The 18,069-nt window shown below is 51.4% G+C and carries 20 protein-coding genes; 10 read left to right on the top strand and 10 right to left on the bottom strand.

Features of this window, described 5'->3' with window-relative positions; genetic code table 11:
- Window position 1 precedes the first annotated feature (1 nt).
- From trpCF to trpA, 3 genes are read left to right on the top strand one after another with little or no spacing between them, the layout of a single operon-like run.
- The gene (trpCF, locus tag M1D91_RS10380) at window positions 2-1,360 is read left to right on the top strand and encodes a bifunctional indole-3-glycerol-phosphate synthase TrpC/phosphoribosylanthranilate isomerase TrpF (RefSeq protein ID WP_437430510.1); all 1,359 of its coding nucleotides are present in this window, start codon (window positions 2-4) and stop codon (window positions 1,358-1,360) included.
- A 10-nt stretch (window positions 1,361-1,370) separates the two neighbouring features.
- Window positions 1,371-2,564 carry a tryptophan synthase subunit beta gene (gene trpB, locus M1D91_RS10375; protein WP_437430509.1) on the top strand — a complete coding sequence of 398 codons (1,194 nt, stop codon included), beginning with the start codon at window positions 1,371-1,373 and terminating at the stop codon, window positions 2,562-2,564.
- On the top strand, window positions 2,564-3,370 hold the full coding sequence (gene trpA, locus M1D91_RS10370; RefSeq protein WP_437430508.1) for a tryptophan synthase subunit alpha: 807 nt from the start codon (window positions 2,564-2,566) through the stop codon (window positions 3,368-3,370). The genes trpB and trpA overlap by 1 nt, the downstream gene beginning before the upstream one ends.
- A gap of 82 nt (window positions 3,371-3,452) precedes the next feature.
- Here trpA and ompW read toward each other — a convergent pair whose 3' ends face one another.
- Window positions 3,453-4,088, bottom strand: a complete 636-nt coding sequence (ompW, locus tag M1D91_RS10365; RefSeq protein WP_437430507.1) for an outer membrane protein OmpW — start codon at window positions 4,086-4,088, stop codon at window positions 3,453-3,455.
- A gap of 279 nt (window positions 4,089-4,367) precedes the next feature.
- Here ompW and M1D91_RS10360 point away from each other — a divergent pair, with 279 nt between their 5' ends.
- From M1D91_RS10360 to yciA, 4 genes are all read left to right on the top strand, one after another.
- Entirely contained in the window at window positions 4,368-4,772 is a 405-nt protein-coding gene (locus tag M1D91_RS10360) for a YkgJ family cysteine cluster protein (protein WP_437430506.1), read from the top strand.
- Between the two features lie 24 nt (window positions 4,773-4,796).
- Window positions 4,797-5,540 (top strand): YciC family protein, encoded by a 744-nt coding sequence (locus tag M1D91_RS10355; RefSeq protein ID WP_437430505.1) that lies wholly within the window; start codon window positions 4,797-4,799, stop codon window positions 5,538-5,540.
- Between the two features lie 54 nt (window positions 5,541-5,594).
- On the top strand, window positions 5,595-6,134 hold the full coding sequence (locus M1D91_RS10350) for a septation protein A (RefSeq protein WP_437430504.1): 540 nt from the start codon (window positions 5,595-5,597) through the stop codon (window positions 6,132-6,134).
- A 116-nt stretch (window positions 6,135-6,250) separates the two neighbouring features.
- Window positions 6,251-6,652 (top strand): acyl-CoA thioester hydrolase YciA, encoded by a 402-nt coding sequence (gene yciA, locus M1D91_RS10345; protein ID WP_437430503.1) that lies wholly within the window; start codon window positions 6,251-6,253, stop codon window positions 6,650-6,652.
- A 30-nt stretch (window positions 6,653-6,682) separates the two neighbouring features.
- Here the strand turns inward: yciA and tonB are convergent, their stop codons facing one another.
- On the bottom strand, window positions 6,683-7,441 hold the full coding sequence (gene tonB, locus M1D91_RS10340; RefSeq protein WP_437430557.1) for a TonB system transport protein TonB: 759 nt from the start codon (window positions 7,439-7,441) through the stop codon (window positions 6,683-6,685).
- 215 nt (window positions 7,442-7,656) lie between these two features.
- Here tonB and M1D91_RS10335 point away from each other — a divergent pair, with 215 nt between their 5' ends.
- Window positions 7,657-7,953, top strand: coding sequence for a YciI family protein (locus M1D91_RS10335; RefSeq protein WP_437430502.1), 297 nt, complete (start codon window positions 7,657-7,659; stop codon window positions 7,951-7,953).
- 53 nt (window positions 7,954-8,006) lie between these two features.
- Here M1D91_RS10335 and M1D91_RS10330 read toward each other — a convergent pair whose 3' ends face one another.
- Window positions 8,007-8,345: an SMR family transporter gene (locus M1D91_RS10330; RefSeq protein WP_437430501.1), complete on the bottom strand. Its 339-nt coding sequence runs from the start codon at window positions 8,343-8,345 to the stop codon at window positions 8,007-8,009.
- A gap of 128 nt (window positions 8,346-8,473) precedes the next feature.
- Window positions 8,474-8,647: a YciY family protein gene (locus M1D91_RS10325; RefSeq protein ID WP_437430500.1), complete on the bottom strand. Its 174-nt coding sequence runs from the start codon at window positions 8,645-8,647 to the stop codon at window positions 8,474-8,476.
- A gap of 139 nt (window positions 8,648-8,786) precedes the next feature.
- On the opposite strand from M1D91_RS10325, the gene cls reads away from it, so the two are divergent.
- Both cls and M1D91_RS10315 read left to right on the top strand, forming a co-directional pair.
- Window positions 8,787-10,247: a cardiolipin synthase gene (cls, locus tag M1D91_RS10320; protein ID WP_437430499.1), complete on the top strand. Its 1,461-nt coding sequence runs from the start codon at window positions 8,787-8,789 to the stop codon at window positions 10,245-10,247.
- Window positions 10,248-10,281: 34 nt separating this feature from the next.
- Window positions 10,282-10,611: an HI1450 family dsDNA-mimic protein gene (locus tag M1D91_RS10315; protein WP_437430498.1), complete on the top strand. Its 330-nt coding sequence runs from the start codon at window positions 10,282-10,284 to the stop codon at window positions 10,609-10,611.
- A 42-nt stretch (window positions 10,612-10,653) separates the two neighbouring features.
- On the opposite strand, the gene oppF is transcribed toward M1D91_RS10315, so the two are convergent.
- The 6 genes from oppF to M1D91_RS10285 all read right to left on the bottom strand — a co-directional run bounded on the left by oppF (window position 10,654) and on the right by M1D91_RS10285 (window position 17,665).
- A complete protein-coding gene (gene oppF / locus M1D91_RS10310) occupies window positions 10,654-11,658 on the bottom strand; it encodes a murein tripeptide/oligopeptide ABC transporter ATP-binding protein OppF (protein WP_437430497.1) in 1,005 nt (334 codons plus the stop codon).
- A complete protein-coding gene (locus M1D91_RS10305; protein ID WP_437430496.1) occupies window positions 11,655-12,668 on the bottom strand; it encodes an ABC transporter ATP-binding protein in 1,014 nt (337 codons plus the stop codon). The genes oppF and M1D91_RS10305 overlap by 4 nt, the downstream gene beginning before the upstream one ends.
- Before the next feature lie 11 nt (window positions 12,669-12,679).
- Entirely contained in the window at window positions 12,680-13,588 is a 909-nt protein-coding gene (gene oppC, locus M1D91_RS10300) for an oligopeptide ABC transporter permease OppC (RefSeq protein ID WP_437430495.1), read from the bottom strand.
- 14 nt (window positions 13,589-13,602) lie between these two features.
- Entirely contained in the window at window positions 13,603-14,523 is a 921-nt protein-coding gene (gene oppB, locus M1D91_RS10295; RefSeq protein ID WP_437430494.1) for an oligopeptide ABC transporter permease OppB, read from the bottom strand.
- Window positions 14,524-14,607: 84 nt separating this feature from the next.
- On the bottom strand, window positions 14,608-16,239 hold the full coding sequence (oppA, locus tag M1D91_RS10290) for an oligopeptide ABC transporter substrate-binding protein OppA (protein ID WP_437430493.1): 1,632 nt from the start codon (window positions 16,237-16,239) through the stop codon (window positions 14,608-14,610).
- 778 nt (window positions 16,240-17,017) lie between these two features.
- Window positions 17,018-17,665, bottom strand: a complete 648-nt coding sequence (locus tag M1D91_RS10285) for a YchE family NAAT transporter (protein ID WP_437430492.1) — start codon at window positions 17,663-17,665, stop codon at window positions 17,018-17,020.
- Between the last annotated feature and the right edge of the window lie 404 nt (window positions 17,666-18,069).

The following is an 18,069-nucleotide window of genomic DNA, read 5'->3' as shown; positions in this document are numbered from 1 at the left end:
AATGCAGACCGTTTTAGCGAAAATCGTCGCAGATAAGGCGATTTGGGTGGCGGCCCGTAAGGAACAACAACCGCTGGCCAGTTTTCAGAACGACGTGGTGCCGAGCACGAGACGTTTCTATGATGCTCTGCAGGGAACGCATACGGCATTTATTCTTGAATGCAAAAAAGCGTCTCCATCCAAAGGGGTGATACGCGATGATTTCGACCCGGCGCGCATTGCTGAGGTCTATAAGCATCATGCCTCGGCAATTTCGGTACTCACCGACGAGAAGTACTTCCAGGGCAGCTTCGATTTTCTGCCCATTGTGAGCGGTATCGCTCACCAGCCGATTCTGTGTAAGGACTTCATTATCGACCCTTACCAGATTTATCTCGCCCGTTATTATCAGGCGGATGCCTGCCTGCTTATGCTCTCGGTGCTGGATGACGAACAGTATCGCCAGCTCTCTGCCGTCGCGCATAGTCTCAGTATGGGTGTGCTGACAGAAGTCAGTAATGAAGAAGAGCTGGAGCGCGCGATTGCCCTTAATGCCAGAGTGGTGGGCATCAACAACCGTGATCTGCGCGATCTCTCTATCGATCTTAATCGTACTCGCCAGTTGGCCCCTCGTCTTGGTGCGGGGGTCAGGGTTATCAGTGAGTCAGGGATCAATACCTACGCGCAGGTGCGTGAACTGAGTCATTTCGCCAATGGCTTTTTAATCGGGTCAGCCCTGATGTCTCACGGCGACCTTGATGCAGCGGTAAAACGGGTACTGCTTGGCGAGAACAAAGTCTGTGGACTGACCCGCCCGCAGGATGCACGGGCCGCGCACGAAGCCGGGGCGATTTTTGGCGGACTGATTTTTGTGCCCTCCTCACCCCGTGCCGTGAATACTGAACAGGCCAAAACCGTGATGGCCGCCGCACCGCTGCAATACGTGGGCGTTTTCCGTGATAACGATATTGAGAATGTTGTCGACATTGTGACGCGACTTGGACTGATAGCCGTTCAGCTTCATGGCAGTGAAGACCAGAGTTACATCGACAGGTTACGCCGCGTGTTGCCAGCCGGAATTCAAATCTGGAAAGCGCTGAGCGTAAAAGACGCGCTCCCCGCACGCGATTTACACCATGTCGACAAGTACGTATTCGATAACGGTCAGGGTGGAACCGGTCAACGTTTTGACTGGTCACTACTGGCAGGCCAGACGCTGGATAACGTTCTGCTGGCCGGCGGTCTTGGCGCGGACAACTGCGTCGATGCGGCTAAAACCGGGTGTTCCGGACTTGATTTCAATTCAGGCGTAGAGTCGGAGCCAGGCATTAAAGATGCCTCGAAGCTGGCCTCGGTCTTCCGTACGCTGCGAGCCTATTAAGGAAACAACAATGACGACGTTATTAAATCCCTTTTTTGGTGAATTTGGCGGCATGTACGTTCCACAAATTCTGATGCCCGCCCTTCGCCAGCTTGAAGAAGCCTTTGTCAGCGCCCAGAAGGATCCGGAATTTCAGGCCCAGTTTGCCGATTTATTGAAAAACTATGCGGGCCGCCCAACGGCACTTACCAAATGCCAGAATCTGACAGAAGGCACCAGAACGACACTCTATCTGAAGCGTGAAGATCTGCTACACGGCGGTGCCCATAAGACGAACCAGGTATTAGGCCAGGCTTTACTGGCAAAACGGATGGGCAAAACCGAAATCATCGCCGAAACCGGTGCCGGCCAGCATGGGGTTGCCTCCGCACTCGCCAGCGCCCTGCTCGGCCTGAAATGCCGCATCTACATGGGGGCTAAAGACGTTGAGCGCCAGTCACCCAACGTCTTTCGTATGCGTCTGATGGGCGCAGAGGTGATCCCTGTGCATAGCGGCTCCTCGACTCTGAAGGATGCCTGTAACGAAGCGCTGCGCGACTGGTCAGGCAGCTACGATACGGCGCACTATATGCTGGGTACAGCGGCTGGCCCGCACCCGTTCCCGACCATCGTGCGTGAATTCCAGCGCATGATTGGCGAAGAGACTAAAGCACAAATCCTCGAAAAAGAAGGACGTCTGCCGGATGCCGTGATTGCCTGCGTGGGCGGCGGTTCTAATGCCATCGGCATGTTTGCTGACTTTATTGAAGAGGCCTCCGTGCGCCTTATCGGGGTTGAGCCGGCCGGTCACGGCATTGAAACCGGTGAACATGGCGCACCGCTTAAACACGGGCGCGTTGGTATCTACTTCGGCATGAAATCGCCGATGATGCAGACCGATGAAGGACAGATTGAAGAATCCTACTCCATTTCAGCGGGTCTGGATTTCCCGTCCGTTGGCCCTCAGCATGCCTACCTCAACAGTACTGGTCGTGCGGATTATGTATCGATAACCGATGATGAAGCGCTGGAGGCTTTTAAAGCCCTGTGTCGCAGCGAAGGCATTATCCCCGCGCTGGAGTCCTCACACGCCCTCGCCCATGCGTTGAAAATGGTCAGAGAGAACCCTGAGAAAGAGCAGCTGCTGGTGGTTAATCTTTCTGGCCGCGGAGACAAAGACATCTTCACCGTACATGACATTCTGAAAGCGCGAGGGGAAATCTGATGCAACGCTACGAAGAACTTTTTAAACAGTTACATGAACGCAAGGAAGGCGCCTTTGTTCCCTTTGTCACCCTGGGCGACCCCTCTCCGGCACAGTCGTTAAAAATCATTGATACCCTGATTGAAGCAGGGGCGGATGCGCTGGAGCTCGGCATTCCCTTCTCAGATCCTCTGGCAGATGGCCCAACCATTCAGAATGCGGCACTGCGCGCGTTTGCTGCGGGTGTCACTCCGACGCAGTGTTTTGAAATGCTGGCGACAATCCGTCAGAAGCATCCCACCATACCGATTGGGTTGCTGATGTACGCCAACCTGGTCTTTTCTCGTGGGATCGATGAGTTTTACGCGCAGTGCGCCAGCGCCGGCGTCGATTCGGTGCTGATTGCCGACGTCCCGGTTGAAGAGTCCGCGCCCTTCCGTCAGGCGGCTTTGCGTCATAACGTTGCGCCAATATTTATCTGCCCACCCAATGCGGATGATGAACTCCTGCGCCAGATAGCCTCTTACGGGCGCGGTTACACCTATCTGCTTTCACGTGCGGGGGTGACGGGTACGGAACATCGTGCGGCGCTGCCGTTGCTCCATCTGGTGGAAAAATTGACCGAGTACCATGCGGCGCCGGCGTTACAAGGATTCGGGATCTCTTCGCCTGATCAGGTGACGGCTGCGATTGGTGCTGGCGCGGCGGGGGCTATCTCTGGTTCCGCCACTGTGAAAATTATTGAGAACAACCTCGATAAACCCGACCTGATGCTTGAGGAACTCGCCCTCTTTGTGCGGGCAATGAAAGCGGCAACCCGCCGGTAATGTCGTGCGTTGCCGCCGGAGGCGCTATCCGGCGGCAACCGTGAAACGACGCGACGCGCTGCAGCCAGACAGCGAGGCGTCGTCAGAAGCGATACCCTGCCGAAAACATAAATACCCAGGGATCCAGTCGGGTGCTCACGCTCTGCTGTACACCGCCGGCTTTAAACCGAACGTCAGTATCGATATCCATATACCAGACCGAGGCGTTGATGAGCCAGTCGCGGTTAATCAGATAATCCATGCCAGCCACACCTGCTGCGCCCCATGAGTTTTTCAGGCTTAAATCGGAGAGCCCCGCCGCTTTGCCGGTGTCATTAAATTTTTCGTCAAAGAACATGGTGTAGTTTATCCCGGCACCGATATAGGGACGAAACCGGCTCTCTGCATCGCCAAAATACCACTGGGCGACGAGCGAAGGGGGAAGATGATGAACGGTAGCAATGGTGCCTGTTGGGCCCGTACCTACTTTATGGCGAAACGGTGAGGCCGCCAGAAGTTCGATACCGATATTTTCCGTTGCCATGTACGTCATGGTCAGGCCGAGCTGCGTGTTGTTACTGACGTTAAATCCGCCCAGACTTCCTAACACGTTATCCGATCCTTCATTGGGTCTGACGGTCGCTGAACCCGCTCGAATGAAGAACTCTCCGGCGTCATGTGCCATCACCCCTGTAGAAATGCTGCTCAGGATCAATGCTGCCACGGCTACTTTTTTCATGTCCACTCCATGTATGTGGTTTTATAGGCGCCGTGAATATAACTACTATTAGGTATAAAGTGATCCCACATAGATCACATTCCGTCAGCGAATTTAACCTTTATTGATCTACATTAATTTTGGTCGCCAAAATGAAAAAAGAAATTCTGTAATTACCTCAATTTCCTTCTGAAAAACCGCAAAAAATAAATCACATTCCCCTGCTTGTTCTTCTTCTGCTCTGGGGATAATTTAACCAACTCATTCTTTATTTTGATACGTGATGAATGCAGGTGTGCCATGAACGAAAGCAATCCGTGCATGTCGTGCGGAGCCTGTTGTGCCTATTTTCGTGTCTCCTTTTACTGGGCTGAAGCAGATGATGCTGGTGGTCTTGTCCCCACGCATCTGACTGAAGTCGTTTCGCCTTTGCTGCGCTGTATGACAGGTACGCAGCAGAAACCCTGCCGGTGCGGTGCCCTTAAGGGGACGCCGGGGGTCTCAACCTCATGCAGCATTTACCCACAACGTCCCTCGACGTGTCGTGAATTCGTTCGGGCCTGGGAGGACGGAAAACCCAATGACGCCTGTAACCGCGCCCGGGCAAGCTACGGATTACCTCCTCTTTACAAAGATATGCTTTTCCATACGCGTGCTGATGCTGCCACCGACGGGCCATCCAGGGTACAATTGCGCGGAATTTAACATTGCAAAACTCAAGGAGAGTGCATGTCTATCACGGCGAAATCCGTTTACCGTGACACGGGGAATTTTTTTCGTAATCAGTTTGTTACTATTTTGCTGATTACATTATTGTGCGCTTTGGTTAGCGTACTTGTTGGTCGTGTTTTGATGCCGGGTGACGACGAGCTCGCAATGATGGCAGAGGGTCTTAACCTGACAGGCAAAACGGGCTTATTTGAAATGGTACAGAAAATGACGCCCGAGCAGCAGCAGGTGCTGTTGCATACTTCCGCAGCGGCAACCGTTGCTTCCCTGATCGGCAGTGCGTTGCTGGCTGGCGGCACGCTGGCGCTTATTCAGTTGATTTCAGCAGGTCATCGGGTGAGTGCGCTTCGGGCTATTGGTGCCAGCGCGCCCGTGCTGCCGGGTCTGTTTATTCTGCTGTTGCTGATGATGTTTATGACTCAGTTTGGGATCCTGCTGCTTGTCGTGCCGGGTATTCTTGCAGCTATCTTTTATGCTTTCGCGCCTGTCATGCTGGTACAGGATCGTCTCGGCGTATTTGGCGCGATGCGTGCCAGCTTTCGTTTAAGCCGGGCAAATATGCGTGTGGTTGCACCCGCAGTGGTTGGCTGGATCCTCGCCAAGGTGTTGCTGATGCGGTATGCCCATCTGCTGGCGTTCCTGACGCCTGAAGTGGGCACGATCATCGCGAATATGGTGAGTAACATGATATCTGTAGCTTTGCTCATTTATCTGTCCCGCCTGTACATGCTGATTCGTCAGTAACTTTTCCGCCTGCGCGGTCTTCCCGCAGGCGATAATCTGTAACGGAATCGTAGAATGAAGCAGTTTCTTGATTTTCTCCCGCTGGTCGTCTTTTTCGCGTTTTACAAACTCTATGACATTTATGCCGCCACCACTGCGCTGATTGTTGCCACCGCCGTTGTGCTTATTTACAGCTGGGTTCGCTATCGTAAAGTTGAAAAGATGGCGCTTATCACCTTTATTCTGGTAGCAGTCTTCGGTGGGTTAACCATTTTCTTCCATAATGATGAGTTTATTAAATGGAAGGTGACGGTGATTTACGGTCTGTTTGCCGGTGCGTTACTCTTCAGTCAGTGGGTAATGAAAAAGCCGTTGATTCAGCGGATGCTCGGCAAAGAGCTGACGCTGCCAGAATCGGTCTGGTCACGCCTTAATCTTGCCTGGGCCCTCTTTTTTATTCTGTGTGGGCTCGCGAATATCTACATCGCTTTCTGGCTTCCGCAGAATATCTGGGTCAATTTCAAAGTTTTTGGCCTGACTGCGCTGACGCTTCTTTTTACGGTGCTCAGCGGCGTCTATATTTATCGTCACATTCCGCAGGATGGTCAGTCCTGATGTTAACAAGCCAGGTCCGCCTGGCTTTTTTTCCTGCCGCTGCGTTATCTCGTTGTGACCTGCAATAAATTCATAGTAGCATCCCGCCATATTCCCACTGTATGACTGAGATAAGAATGACGAACACCCAGGAGACACCTCAGGGCGAACTGGTGCTACGCACCCTGGCCATGCCCGCTGACACCAATGCGAATGGCGACATTTTTGGCGGCTGGTTGATGTCGCAGATGGATATGGGCGGGGCCATCCTCGCTAAAGAGATAGGCCACGGGCGCGTGGTAACGGTTCGCGTAGACGGTATGACCTTTCTGCGACCGGTCGCAGTTGGCGACGTGGTCTGTTGCTACGCGCGTTGCGTAAAACGTGGAAATACGTCAGTCACTATCAACGTCGAAGTCTGGATCAAAAAAGTCGCGTCCGAGCCTATCGGGCAGCGCTATAAAGCCACCGAAGCCCTGTTTATATATGTCGCCGTAGACGGCGAGGGAAAGCCCCGCCCTCTCCCCTTACAGCCATAAAAAAAGCCTCCGCTGTGGAGGCTTTCAGTATTATTGCACCGTAGAGGTGCCTTTCATATTAAACACAATGTTGACGGTAATACCGGTCCCGGGTTTGCCCGCTTCATATCGCCATTTACGCATCGCGGATTTCACTTCACGTTCAAACATATTGGACGGTTGAGCGGATAAGATTTGAATATTATCTAAACGGCCATCTGGCATTACATCAAATTTCACCCGCACACGCCCTTCAATGCGCAGCGCCCTCGCACGTGTCGGATATTGAGGTTCAGCACGGCTGAGAGCACGCGGACCGACCGGGACGGACGGTGTCTGCTTGCTGGCAGCAGAGGGCTGACTGGTGGTAAACGGACGTGTCGGCGCACTGTTTTCCACTGGTGCAGTGCGGCGGGGTTCAACCGGTTTAACTTCCCGTTTTGGCTGCTCCACCTTTTTCTCTGGCTTCGGCTTCGGTTTAGGCTTTGGTTTCGGCTTCGGCTTGGGTTCCGGTTTTGGGATAACCACGGGTGCCTCCTGAGGCGGTTCCGGGACCGGCTCAGGTTCAACGACTGGCTCGGGTTCAGGCACTGGCTCAGGTTCAACCACCGGTTCAGGCTGCGGCTGAGCTGTCTGAGGCGGCTCCAGTTCAGCCGGAGATACCATCGTCACAGAAATGGGTTGTGCGGGCGCAGGCAGCTCAACAACCTGATGTACCGACATATACAGCAAACCCGCAACCACAGCGCCGTGAATGCCGACAGAGAGCATCGTTGCCCAGGGGATGCGGCGAGGTAAATCAAGGGTCATCGCAGTCATAATCATTTCAGTTGAAAAAACAAACCATGATTTTAAATGCAAATAGCAATCATATTCAACTACGCATCTCACCTAACCTTGATTTCGATCCTCAAGGAACAAAACAAGGCGACAGGTGAGCGAGGTCCAGGGTGTGCAATCTTTACATTGCGACGCCCGGATGATTCACATAACGTAGTGGTTTTATGATGAAAGGAGCAATGCCTGTGCTTTACGTTATTTTTGCTGAAGATACCGCTGACTCTCTGGAAAAACGCTTATCCGTCCGCCCGGCTCATCTGGCGCGCCTCCAGTTGCTGCGGGATGAAGGTCGTCTGCTGACCGCAGGCCCTATGCCTGCCGTAGACAGTAACGATCCGGGCGCCGCAGGATTTACCGGCTCAACCGTCATCGCTGAGTTCGACTCACTGGAAGAGGCGAAAGCATGGGCGCAGGCCGATCCTTACGTCGCCGCTGGCGTTTATCATCGGGTTACGGTTAAGCCTTTCAAAAAAGTATTCTGATTTTAACGCCCAGGGGCCGGAGGAGTGTTTATAGCTGGCCCTTACGCACTGTATTAATGCGTGACGCTTTTTGAGAATACATTAATGGTAATGACACCGGCGATTATCAGCCCCATCCCCACCATCGCCGGGATATCCAGTTTCTGACCATGCACCAGCCATCCCACAGTACCAATCAACACAATGCCAGCACCGGACCAGATAGCATAAATGATGCCGGTGGGTATGGTGCGCATAGGAATGGTCAAACACCAGAAAGCGATGCAATAGCCCGCTATGCTGATAAGCGAGGGGAAAAGTCGCGAAAAACTGTCAGAGGATTTCAGGGCGGTAGTGGCGATCACTTCGGCGATGATGGCCACTGCCAGAAAGATTAAAGCTTCTTTATTCATGGGATTCCAGTGCGAAGGTTAAAGCGCTGCTTAAGATACAGGGTGTAAGCTGAAGAAGAAACGTGGCATAAAAATGAAACGCTGGATTTTAAAGAGATAAAACAATGGGCACCCTGAGGTGCCCCTGATTAAAACACGTAAAAATCAAAAACTAACGCATTACGATGCCGGTTAAGAATACACTTTCTTATTGAGTGGATACGCATATTGCGTCGTGACTGACCCTCCAGCCAACGTGCCTTGCGGCGGCTGGTTTGTCGCGCCATGCGCCAGCGTCCCACTTCCGTTCTACTACGCTTCATTATTACGACTCTTTTTAGTGCTGACGCGCCATTATAGACCCTGCCCGCCGCCGCACCAGCCCTTTTGCGAACCGTTTTTATTTGCCAGATGAATCCTTATGCGTAAACTCCTCTTAAGCACTGTTAAAAAGGATTTTTTATGACAACCTTCTACACCGTCGTGAGTTGGCTGGTCATTCTGGGATACTGGCTTCTTATCGCGGGGGTGACATTACGTATACTCATGAAGCGCCGCGCCGTTCCTTCCGCAATGGCCTGGCTTCTCATCATCTATATTCTTCCGTTAGTCGGTATCATTGCCTATCTCTCCTTCGGTGAACTCCATCTTGGAAAACGGCGTGCCGAGCGGGCCAGAGCAATGTGGCCTTCTACAGCAAAATGGCTGAAAGATCTCAAAACGCATCATCATATTTTTGCGACGGAAAACAGTAGCGTTGCGTCATCGTTGTTCAAACTTTGCGAGCATCGCCAGGGCATTGCCGGGGTGAAAGGCAATCAGCTTCAGCTGCTGACAGCATCAGATGATGTCATGCAGGCGCTAATCCGCGATATTCAGCTGGCTCGGCACAATATCGAGATGGTGTTTTATATCTGGCACCCCGGGGGCATGGCCGATCAGGTCGCGGAGTCCTTAATGGCCGCAGCACGTCGCGGCGTGCATTGCCGGTTACTCCTCGATTCAGCGGGCAGTGTGACCTTTTTCCGCAGCCCCTGGGCCGATATGATGCGTAACGCCGGCATCGAGGTGGTGGAGGCGCTGAAGGTCAATCTGATGCGTGTCTTTTTACGCCGGATGGATCTACGCCAGCACCGGAAAATGGTGTTGATTGACAATTATATTGCCTACACCGGCAGCATGAATATGGTTGATCCCAGGTACTTCAAGCAGGACGCGGGCGTCGGTCAATGGGTCGATCTGATGGCGAGAATGGAAGGCCCGGTTTCGACGGCGATGGGTGTGGTTTATTCCTGTGACTGGGAAATTGAAACCGGTAAGCGCATTTTACCGCCGCCACCGGATGCCAACATTATGCCCTTCGAGCAGGCAAGCGGTCATACCATTCATACCATTGCTTCCGGCCCGGGTTTTCCTGAAGATTTGATCCATCAGGCCTTGCTTACTGCGGTGTACGCGTCGCGGGAGTACCTCATCATGACGACTCCCTACTTTGTACCGAGCGATGATCTGCTTCATGCGATCTGCACGGCGGCTCAGCGCGGGGTGGATGTCAGTATTATTTTACCACGACACAACGATTCCGTTCTGGTCGGCTGGGCCAGTCGGGCGTTCTTCACCGAACTGCTGGCTGCGGGGGTAAAAATTTACCAGTTCGAAGGTGGACTGCTGCATACCAAAAGCGTCCTTGTTGACGGGGAGCTCAGCCTTGTCGGAACTGTGAACCTCGACATGCGCAGCCTGTGGCTTAATTTCGAAATTACGCTGGTCATTGATGACGCCGGGTTTGGCGGCGATCTGGCCTCCGTTCAGGATGATTATATCTCGCGCTCCAGATTGCTTGACGCCCGCTTGTGGGTGAAACGCCCGTTCTGGCACCGAATCGCTGAACGACTGTTTTACTTCTTCAGCCCGTTGCTGTAAAACGTGCCCAACTGACGTTAAACAGGTAGTTATTATGGAAATGGATCTGAACAATCGCCTGACCGAAGATGAAACGCTGGAACAGGCTTACGACATTTTTCTCGAACTGGCGGTCGATAATCTTGACCCGGCAGACGTAATCCTCTTTAACCTCCAGTTCGAAGAGCGTGGTGGCGCAGAGTTGTTCGATCCCAGCGAAGACTGGCAGGAGCATGTCGATTTCGATCTGAACCCGGACTTCTTTGCTGAGGTGGTGATTGGACTGGCGGATACGGACGGCGGCGAGATTAATGATATCTTCGCGCGCGTGCTGCTGTGCCGGGAAAAAGACCACAAACTCTGCCATATTCTCTGGCGCGAGTAAGAAAAAAGGCTGACTCTCGTCAGCCTTTTTTATGCATGCCCTTTAAAGCGGATCAACCTTCAGGCAGGAGACCGCATGGCGGAAACTACCCTCAAGTACCGGGCGCGTTTTCGCACATTCTGGTCCGGCAATCGGGCAACGAGTGCGGAACACGCAGCCGGAGGGTGGATTGATCGGCGAAGGCAGCTCCCCTTCCAGCAACTGAATGGTTTTGTTCTTCTCCAGATCCGGATCGGGAATCGGCACCGCTGACATCAGGGCTTTGGTATAAGGATGCTGAGGATTATGGTACACCTCATCATAAGTGCCCAGTTCAACCGCATGCCCCAGATACATCACCAGCACCCTGTCCGAGATGTGTTTCACGACCGCCAGATCGTGGGCAATGAAGATCAGCGAGAGTCCCATTTCGCGCTGCAGTTTTTGCAGCAGATTGACCACCTGCGCCTGAATCGACACATCAAGCGCGGAGACGGGTTCATCACAAATGATAAGTTTGGGTTCAAGGATCAACGCACGGGCAATCCCAATACGCTGACACTGTCCACCCGAGAATTCATGTGGATAACGGTTAATCAGATTGGGAAGTAACCCCACCTTGAGCATCATTGCTTTAACGCGATCGCGGACATCCTGACGAGACATCTTAGGATGATAGGTTCTCAGCGGCTCGGCAATGATTTCACCGATGGTCATACGCGGGTTCAGGGAGGCCAGCGGATCCTGGAAAATCATCTGGATATCACTGCGTACCTGACGCCACTCATCCGGCTTCATGCCCAACAGATCGTTACCCAGCCAGGCCACTTTGCCGTCAGTTGCTTTCACCAGACCAATAATGGCACGGGCAAATGTCGACTTCCCGCAGCCCGATTCGCCCACCACGCCAAGCGTTTCGCCTTCGTATAATCTCAGGGTCACGCCATCCACGGCTTTGAGCGTTTTCGACGGCTGCCAGAACCACTGTTTACCGTCTTTAATGTCGAAATGCACTTTTAAATCGGCAATTTCGAGCAGAACTTTTCTCTCTTCGGCGACGTTACTCATACCAACTCCTCCACCGGCTTAAAGCAGGCACGCAGGCGGCCTGGGGCGAACTCCGTTAACGGGGGAGCACTGGAACAGATATCCATGGCGTGGGGGCAACGCGGCTGGAACGGGCACCCTTTCGGTAGCCGCAGCAGATTTGGTGGGTTACCCGGAATGGTCAGGAGTGAATCCCCTTCCGCATCAAGGCGCGGAACCGCATTCAGCAGCCCGATGGAGTAAGGGTGCGCTGGCTGGTAGAACACATCGCGTGCTTTACCGTACTCCATCGTGCGCCCGGCGTACATCACCAAGACTTTGTCACAGATACCCGCCACGACGCCCAGGTCATGGGTAATCATGATGATTGCCGTGTTGAACTCGCTCTTCAGTTCGTTGAGGAGCGTCATGATTTGTGCCTGCACGGTTACGTCAAGCGCAGTGGTCGGTTCATCAGCAATCAGTAGCTTAGGTCTGCACAACAGCGCCATCGCTATCATCACACGCTGACGCATCCCGCCGGAAAATTCATGCGGGTACATACGCATACGCTTACGGGCTTCCGGCATTTTGACGGCATCGAGCATTTTCACTGACTCTTCAAAAGCTTCAGCTTTGGTCATGCTTTTATGCAGCATCAGAACTTCCATTAACTGCTCTCCGACCCGCATATAGGGGTTCAGAGAGGTCATGGGGTCCTGGAAAATCATTGAAATCTGTTCAGCACGGAGTTTATTGAGCGCCTTTTCCGGCAGATTCAGGATCTCCTTGCCGTTGAATTTTGCCGACCCACCGATGATACCATTTGAGGCCAGCAGCCCCATTAACGCAAACGCAGTCTGGGACTTACCGGAACCGGACTCTCCAACGATACCCAGAGTTTCGCCCGCACGCAGGCTGAAATTCAGGTCGTTCACCGCCGTGACGTCACCGTCCGGGGTGGTAAAAGTGACACGCAGATCGTTTACATCCAGCAGGATGTCCGATTGCTGTAGCGCCTGCGGCGCCGATGAGGTTTCATGCATGCTCATTACAGCACTCCTTAACGATCTTTCGGATCGAGGGCATCACGCAGGCCATCGCCGATAAAGTTGAAACAGAACAGCGTCACGACGAGGAAGGCCGCCGGGAACATCAGAAGCCAGGGAGAAACTTCCATTGAGTTTGCTCCGTCACTCAAGAGTGCGCCCCAGCTGCTCAGTGGCTCCTGCGTACCAAGGCCAAGGAAACTCAGGAAGGATTCAAACAAAATCATGCTGGGCACCAATAGCGAAGCATAGACCACAACCACACCCAATACGTTAGGGACGATGTGGCGAATCACTATGTTACCCGTGGAGACGCCGCCTACCTGTGCTGCTTCAATAAACTCTTTGCGCTTAAGGCTCAGAGTCTGCCCACGCACGATACGTGCCATATCAAGCCAGGAGACCATGCCGATGGCGACAAAAATGAGCAGGATATTTTGCCCAAAGAAGGTCACCAGCAGGATAACGAAGAACATAAACGGGAAGGAGTTCAGGATTTCCAGGATACGCATCATGACTGAATCAATCTTGCCGCCGAGATAACCTGAAAGCGATCCGTACAGCGTACCGAGAATCACCGCGACAAGCGCGGCCGCGATCCCAACCATTAATGAAATTCGTCCACCAATCGCCACGCGCACTAATAAATCGCGACCCGAAGAGTCCGTGCCAAAATAGTGACCGGATTCGGTATCGGGCGCGCTGGACATCATCCCCCAGTCCGTATCGAAATAGGCAAACTGAGAGAGCATGGGGGCTAAGGTTACGAACAGGGCAATTAGCAACAACACGAACAGGCTGGCGACAGCGGCGCGGTTGTGCATAAAGCGACGTCGCGCATCCTGCCAGAGGCTACGACCTTCTACTTCCAGTTTTTCACTGAAGTTTTCCAGCGCCTCGTTGTTTTTCTTACTTAACATCATGGCGTACTCCAGTGTTAATAACGAATCTTCGGATCGATAACGGCATAAAGCACATCTACAATCGCGTTAAATAAAATAGTCAGTGCGCCTACCAGAATGGTCAAACTTAATACCAGAGAGTAGTCACGGTTGAGTGCGCCGTTAACGAACAACTGACCAATACCCGGCAGACCATATATGGTTTCAATGACCATTGAGCCGGTGATAATACCGACGAAGGCGGGGCCCATATAGGAGAGTACCGGTAATAAAGCAGGCTTGAGCGCGTGGCGGAAAATAATCCGCGTCATCGGCAACCCTTTCGCGCGAGCGGTACGAATAAAATTCGAATGCAGAATTTCAATCATCGAGCCGCGGGTGATACGCGCAATGCTGGCGATATAAGCCAAAGAGAGCGCCACCATCGGCAGAATGATGAATTTCGGCGCGCCTCCGTTCCAGCCACCCGCAGGAAGCCACTTAAGCGTGATGGCGAAGATCATGACCAGTAACGGGGCGACGACAAAACTGGGTATCACCACCCCCGTCATTGCAAGTCCCATCACGGAGTAATCCCACTTCGTGTTCTGGTTGAGTGCGGCAATAACCCCTGCCCCGACGCCAAAAATCACTGCCATTAAAAAAGCAGCCGCACCGAGTTTCGCAGAGACGGGAAAGCTGGCAGCAACCAGATCGTTAACCGTGTAGTCTTTGTATTTAAACGAGGGTCCAAAGTCGCCATGCGCCAGCTGCTTCAGATAGCTGGTGTATTGCGTCAGGATAGGATCGTTCAGATGATATTTCGCTTCGATATTAGCCATAACTTCAGGCGGCAGCGTACGTTCACCGGTAAAAGGGCTGCCGGGTGCGAGGCGCATCATAAAGAAGGAGATCGTAATAAGAATAAAAAGTGTTGGAATCGCTTCTAAGCAGCGACGTAGGATAAATTTCAACATTGCCCGTACCTTCTGGCCTGTGCCTTTGTAGTGCGATGAAATAAGACACCGTGGGGCAGGCTCACCCTGCCCCACTCATTGCCATTAATGCTTGATAATATAAAGGTTTTTAACGTAAATATTATCCATCGGGTCTTTACCGGTATAACCACCAACCCAGGGTTTCACCAGACGGGCATTCACGTAGTAATAGACCGGAACAATGGCAGAATCTTTATCGAGCTGTTGTTCTGCTTTGCTGTAGAGCTCCGCACGCTGTTCGTCACTGGTCGCTTGCAAGGTATCGCCAACCAGCTTGTCGAACTCGGCACTCTTATAGTGTGCCGTGTTGTTTGAACTGTCAGACAGCATGGTATTCAGGAACGAAGTGGGTTCATTGTAGTCCGCACACCAGCCAGCACGTGCCACATCAAACGTACCCTGATGACGGCTGTCGAGGAAGGTTTTCCACTCCTGGTTTTCCAGCTTCACATTTACACCCAGATTTTTCTTCCAGATGGACGCGACGGCGATAGCCAGTTTTTTATGCAGATCTGAGGTGTTGTAAAGCAGACTGAAAGTCAGCGGTTTATCAGCGCTGTACCCTGCTTCTGCCAACAATTTTTTCGCCTCTTCATTGCGTTTTTCCTGAGACAGCTTAAACCACTCTGGCTCAACCAGTTTTGCACCATCGGTATATGGCGGAGTGTAGCTATATGCAGGTAGATCGCCCTGATTTTTCACCTTGTTAACAATGATGTCGCGATCAAGCGCCAGTTTCAGAGCGGTACGTACGCGCACATCGGTGAAGGGGGCTTTCTGGTTGTTAATTTCGTAGTAATAGGTGCAGAGGTACGGGTCGACGTGAACTTCAGCCGGGATCTCTTTTTTCAGTTTCTGGAACAGTTCAATCGGCATGTTGTTATAGGTCATGTCGATTTCACCGCTGCGGTAGCGGTTGACGTCTGTGACTTCTGAGGAAATCGGCAGGTAGGTAACCTGATTGATGACGGTTTTAGCGTTGTCCCAGTAATTCGTATTACGCTCAAGCACGATACGCTCGTTGACAACCCAGTTTTTTAGCTTGTAAGCACCGTTGGAGACGATGTTCGCCGGTTGGGTCCATTTGTCGCCGAATTTTTCGACAACGGCTTTAGGCACTGGAGAAACAGACGGGTGTACCAGCAGTTTATAGAAATAAGGGACGGGTTCACTCAGGGTAACTTCGAAGGTATTTTCATCGACAGCTTTTACGCCGAGATCGGTAACGGGTTTCTTGCCTTCGATAATTTGGTCGATATTTGCGATATGACCATACTGCAGATAGCTTGCATAGGGAGAGGCGGTTTTCGGATCTGCCAGACGCTGCCAGCTATAAACAAAATCTTGTGCGGTAACCGGGCTACCGTCGGACCATTTAGCATCTTTACGTAAATGGAAGGTCCAGACTTTAAAATCTTTGTTTTCCCATTTTTCTGCCACACCCGCGCTCGGATGGCCCTGAACGTCAGAAATGAGCAATCCTTCAAAAAGATCGCGGCTCACGTTGGACTCTGGTACCCCTTCAATTTTGTGCGGGTCAAGAGACTGAACTTCAGAGCCATTATTGCGGACCAGCGTTTGCGTGTCAGCCAGTTTAACATCTGCCGGAACGTCGGCTGCCATAGCCACGTTACCTGCCATTAGCGCAGTAAAAATCCCTGCCGCTACCAGACTTTTTTTTGTGATGATGGACATTGTGTTGATACTCCACTCATTATAATTACTGGCACGAATACCAGCTGTTTCGTTCCCTTACGGGGCACCTGGTCAGCGCAGGAGCTTTAGCTACTGCCAGGCATCATTACTTCTTGCTATCACCGACTTCTCTTTATTACGAGGCGCTCGTGCGGCACCTTTTCGTCGATATCGAGCACATTACCCTGTCGTGACCTACCGTTGATTCTGCAAGACGAAAGAGAAATCTTAATTGAAAATAATTCTCATCCGCGTTTATTTTTGGCGAAAGTTAGGGCCGGAAAGTATCAAATGCAATTATTTGCCGCCAATACATTTTGCAAATTTGTTAACCAATTCTCTTTTATTTGCACCTGTTACTAACGCTGACCCGAAACGCTCGTTGCAATTTTTACTTCATTCAAAACAAAATCAATGTGTTAGGCAATTTTCAGCGCAAAACATGTCGCTTAGCATCAAACTGGTTATTTTCTACACAAAAAATCAACAATTGAATATTATCTAGCACATTTGTCTGACTTGAAGGGGAAATTACTAATATCATTTCAATTATCTGACAGCAACCCCCAGAGTATCATGTGAAGAAAATAACAAGCTTAAGGGGCGCATTTCGCAGCAAGAAACACTGCAACAAAATGTAATCCATTGAAATAGCATAATTAATTCAAAGCAGGCTGTTTTATTATATTTACGTTTTTTTCCGGCAATATTTATACGTTTTACTAATAATGCGGGAATTGAAACGTAGCGGGAGAAAAGGGTAGCCGCTACGGTTGGCTCAATTTAGCAGTCCCGGGAAAATCCCTTTTACACCCGCCACAATGAATTCAATCCCCAATGCCATCAATAGCAACCCCATGATACGTGTAATCACGTTGATACCTGTCTGGCCCAGAAGTCGGACTAACCAGGGCGCAATGCGAAAAAGACCCCATGAGCAAGTGGCGAAGAGTGCGATGGCGACAGAAAAACCCAACAAATATTCGACGGTATGAAAACGAGTTCCCCAGACAATAGTGGAGCTGATGGCACCAGGCCCTGCCATCAGCGGCAACGCCAGCGGTACGACACCTATGCTCTCTCTGATCGCTGACTCTGATTTTTCTTGTTTATTTTGTTTATCCTCCCCCAGCTTGCCGCTGATCATCGACATCGCGATGGTGACCACCAGAATACCGCCAGCGATACGGAAGGAATCAATAGAGATACCAAACAATTGCAGGATAGCGTCACCCAGGAACAGAGATGTCCACAGAATAATGGCAACTGAGAGGTTGGCCGTGAGATTGGTTTTATTTCTCGCCGCTGCCGTCTGATAACTGGTCATGCTGATAAAAACTGGAATAATGCCAATCGGGTTAACCAGCGCAAACAGACCGATAAAAAATTTCGTCCAGGTAGGAAAATCAAAAACGGATTGAATCACAGGGCGCTCCCGTAATGTCGCAACGGTAAAAGTCAAAATCGGCCAATAAAACCGCGCTGAATATACGCCTTTTCAGCGCTTTGCTCATCAAAAATACTGCCTTTATCCTGACATATGGGCATGTTATGCATTTGTATTAATTATGATAATCTTACTCAACGCTGGTCTTTTATGATTAACATTTAAGACATATGCCCAAAAACAGCCTGCTGAAAGGTGTCAGCTTTGCTGTAACTTGATTTAGATCACGTAATCGCTACTCAGAAGTGAGTACCCTTGGGTTACGTCATCGGGATACACGACTCATCATTAAGAATGATGCTTCGTGAAAAACTCTCCCAGTAAATCAGTAGGGCAGGAAGGCGTTAACTTATTGTTTTTCTGTAATTTACGCAACCTGCAAC

The organism is Enterobacter sp. SA197 (assembly GCF_054131575.1).
The sequence above is the reverse complement of the archived record's forward strand: the minus strand, read 5'-3'. Positions and strand labels throughout refer to the sequence as shown.

Bases quoted from the DNA above. Each gene is read 5' to 3' on its own strand.
- oppF (WP_437430497.1), bottom strand. From the start codon at position 11,658: ATGAGTAACGTCGCCGAAGAGAGAAAAGTTCTGCTCGAAATTGCCGAT.
- M1D91_RS10315 (WP_437430498.1), top strand. From the start codon at position 10,282: ATGGAAATGGATCTGAACAATCGCCTGACCGAAGATGAAACGCTGGAA.
- M1D91_RS10330 (WP_437430501.1), bottom strand. From the start codon at position 8,345: ATGAATAAAGAAGCTTTAATCTTTCTGGCAGTGGCCATCATCGCCGAA.
- M1D91_RS10305 (WP_437430496.1), bottom strand. From the start codon at position 12,668: ATGAGCATGCATGAAACCTCATCGGCGCCGCAGGCGCTACAGCAATCG.
- oppB (WP_437430494.1), bottom strand. From the start codon at position 14,523: ATGTTGAAATTTATCCTACGTCGCTGCTTAGAAGCGATTCCAACACTT.
- trpA (WP_437430508.1), top strand. From the start codon at position 2,564: ATGCAACGCTACGAAGAACTTTTTAAACAGTTACATGAACGCAAGGAA.
- yciA (WP_437430503.1), top strand. From the start codon at position 6,251: ATGACGAACACCCAGGAGACACCTCAGGGCGAACTGGTGCTACGCACC.
- M1D91_RS10325 (WP_437430500.1), bottom strand. From the start codon at position 8,647: ATGAAGCGTAGTAGAACGGAAGTGGGACGCTGGCGCATGGCGCGACAA.
- M1D91_RS10355 (WP_437430505.1), top strand. From the start codon at position 4,797: ATGTCTATCACGGCGAAATCCGTTTACCGTGACACGGGGAATTTTTTT.
- trpCF (WP_437430510.1), top strand. From the start codon at position 2: ATGCAGACCGTTTTAGCGAAAATCGTCGCAGATAAGGCGATTTGGGTG.
- oppC (WP_437430495.1), bottom strand. From the start codon at position 13,588: ATGATGTTAAGTAAGAAAAACAACGAGGCGCTGGAAAACTTCAGTGAA.
- cls (WP_437430499.1), top strand. From the start codon at position 8,787: ATGACAACCTTCTACACCGTCGTGAGTTGGCTGGTCATTCTGGGATAC.
- trpB (WP_437430509.1), top strand. From the start codon at position 1,371: ATGACGACGTTATTAAATCCCTTTTTTGGTGAATTTGGCGGCATGTAC.
- oppA (WP_437430493.1), bottom strand. From the start codon at position 16,239: ATGTCCATCATCACAAAAAAAAGTCTGGTAGCGGCAGGGATTTTTACT.
- M1D91_RS10360 (WP_437430506.1), top strand. From the start codon at position 4,368: ATGAACGAAAGCAATCCGTGCATGTCGTGCGGAGCCTGTTGTGCCTAT.
- M1D91_RS10350 (WP_437430504.1), top strand. From the start codon at position 5,595: ATGAAGCAGTTTCTTGATTTTCTCCCGCTGGTCGTCTTTTTCGCGTTT.
- tonB (WP_437430557.1), bottom strand. From the start codon at position 7,441: ATGACCCTTGATTTACCTCGCCGCATCCCCTGGGCAACGATGCTCTCT.
- ompW (WP_437430507.1), bottom strand. From the start codon at position 4,088: ATGAAAAAAGTAGCCGTGGCAGCATTGATCCTGAGCAGCATTTCTACA.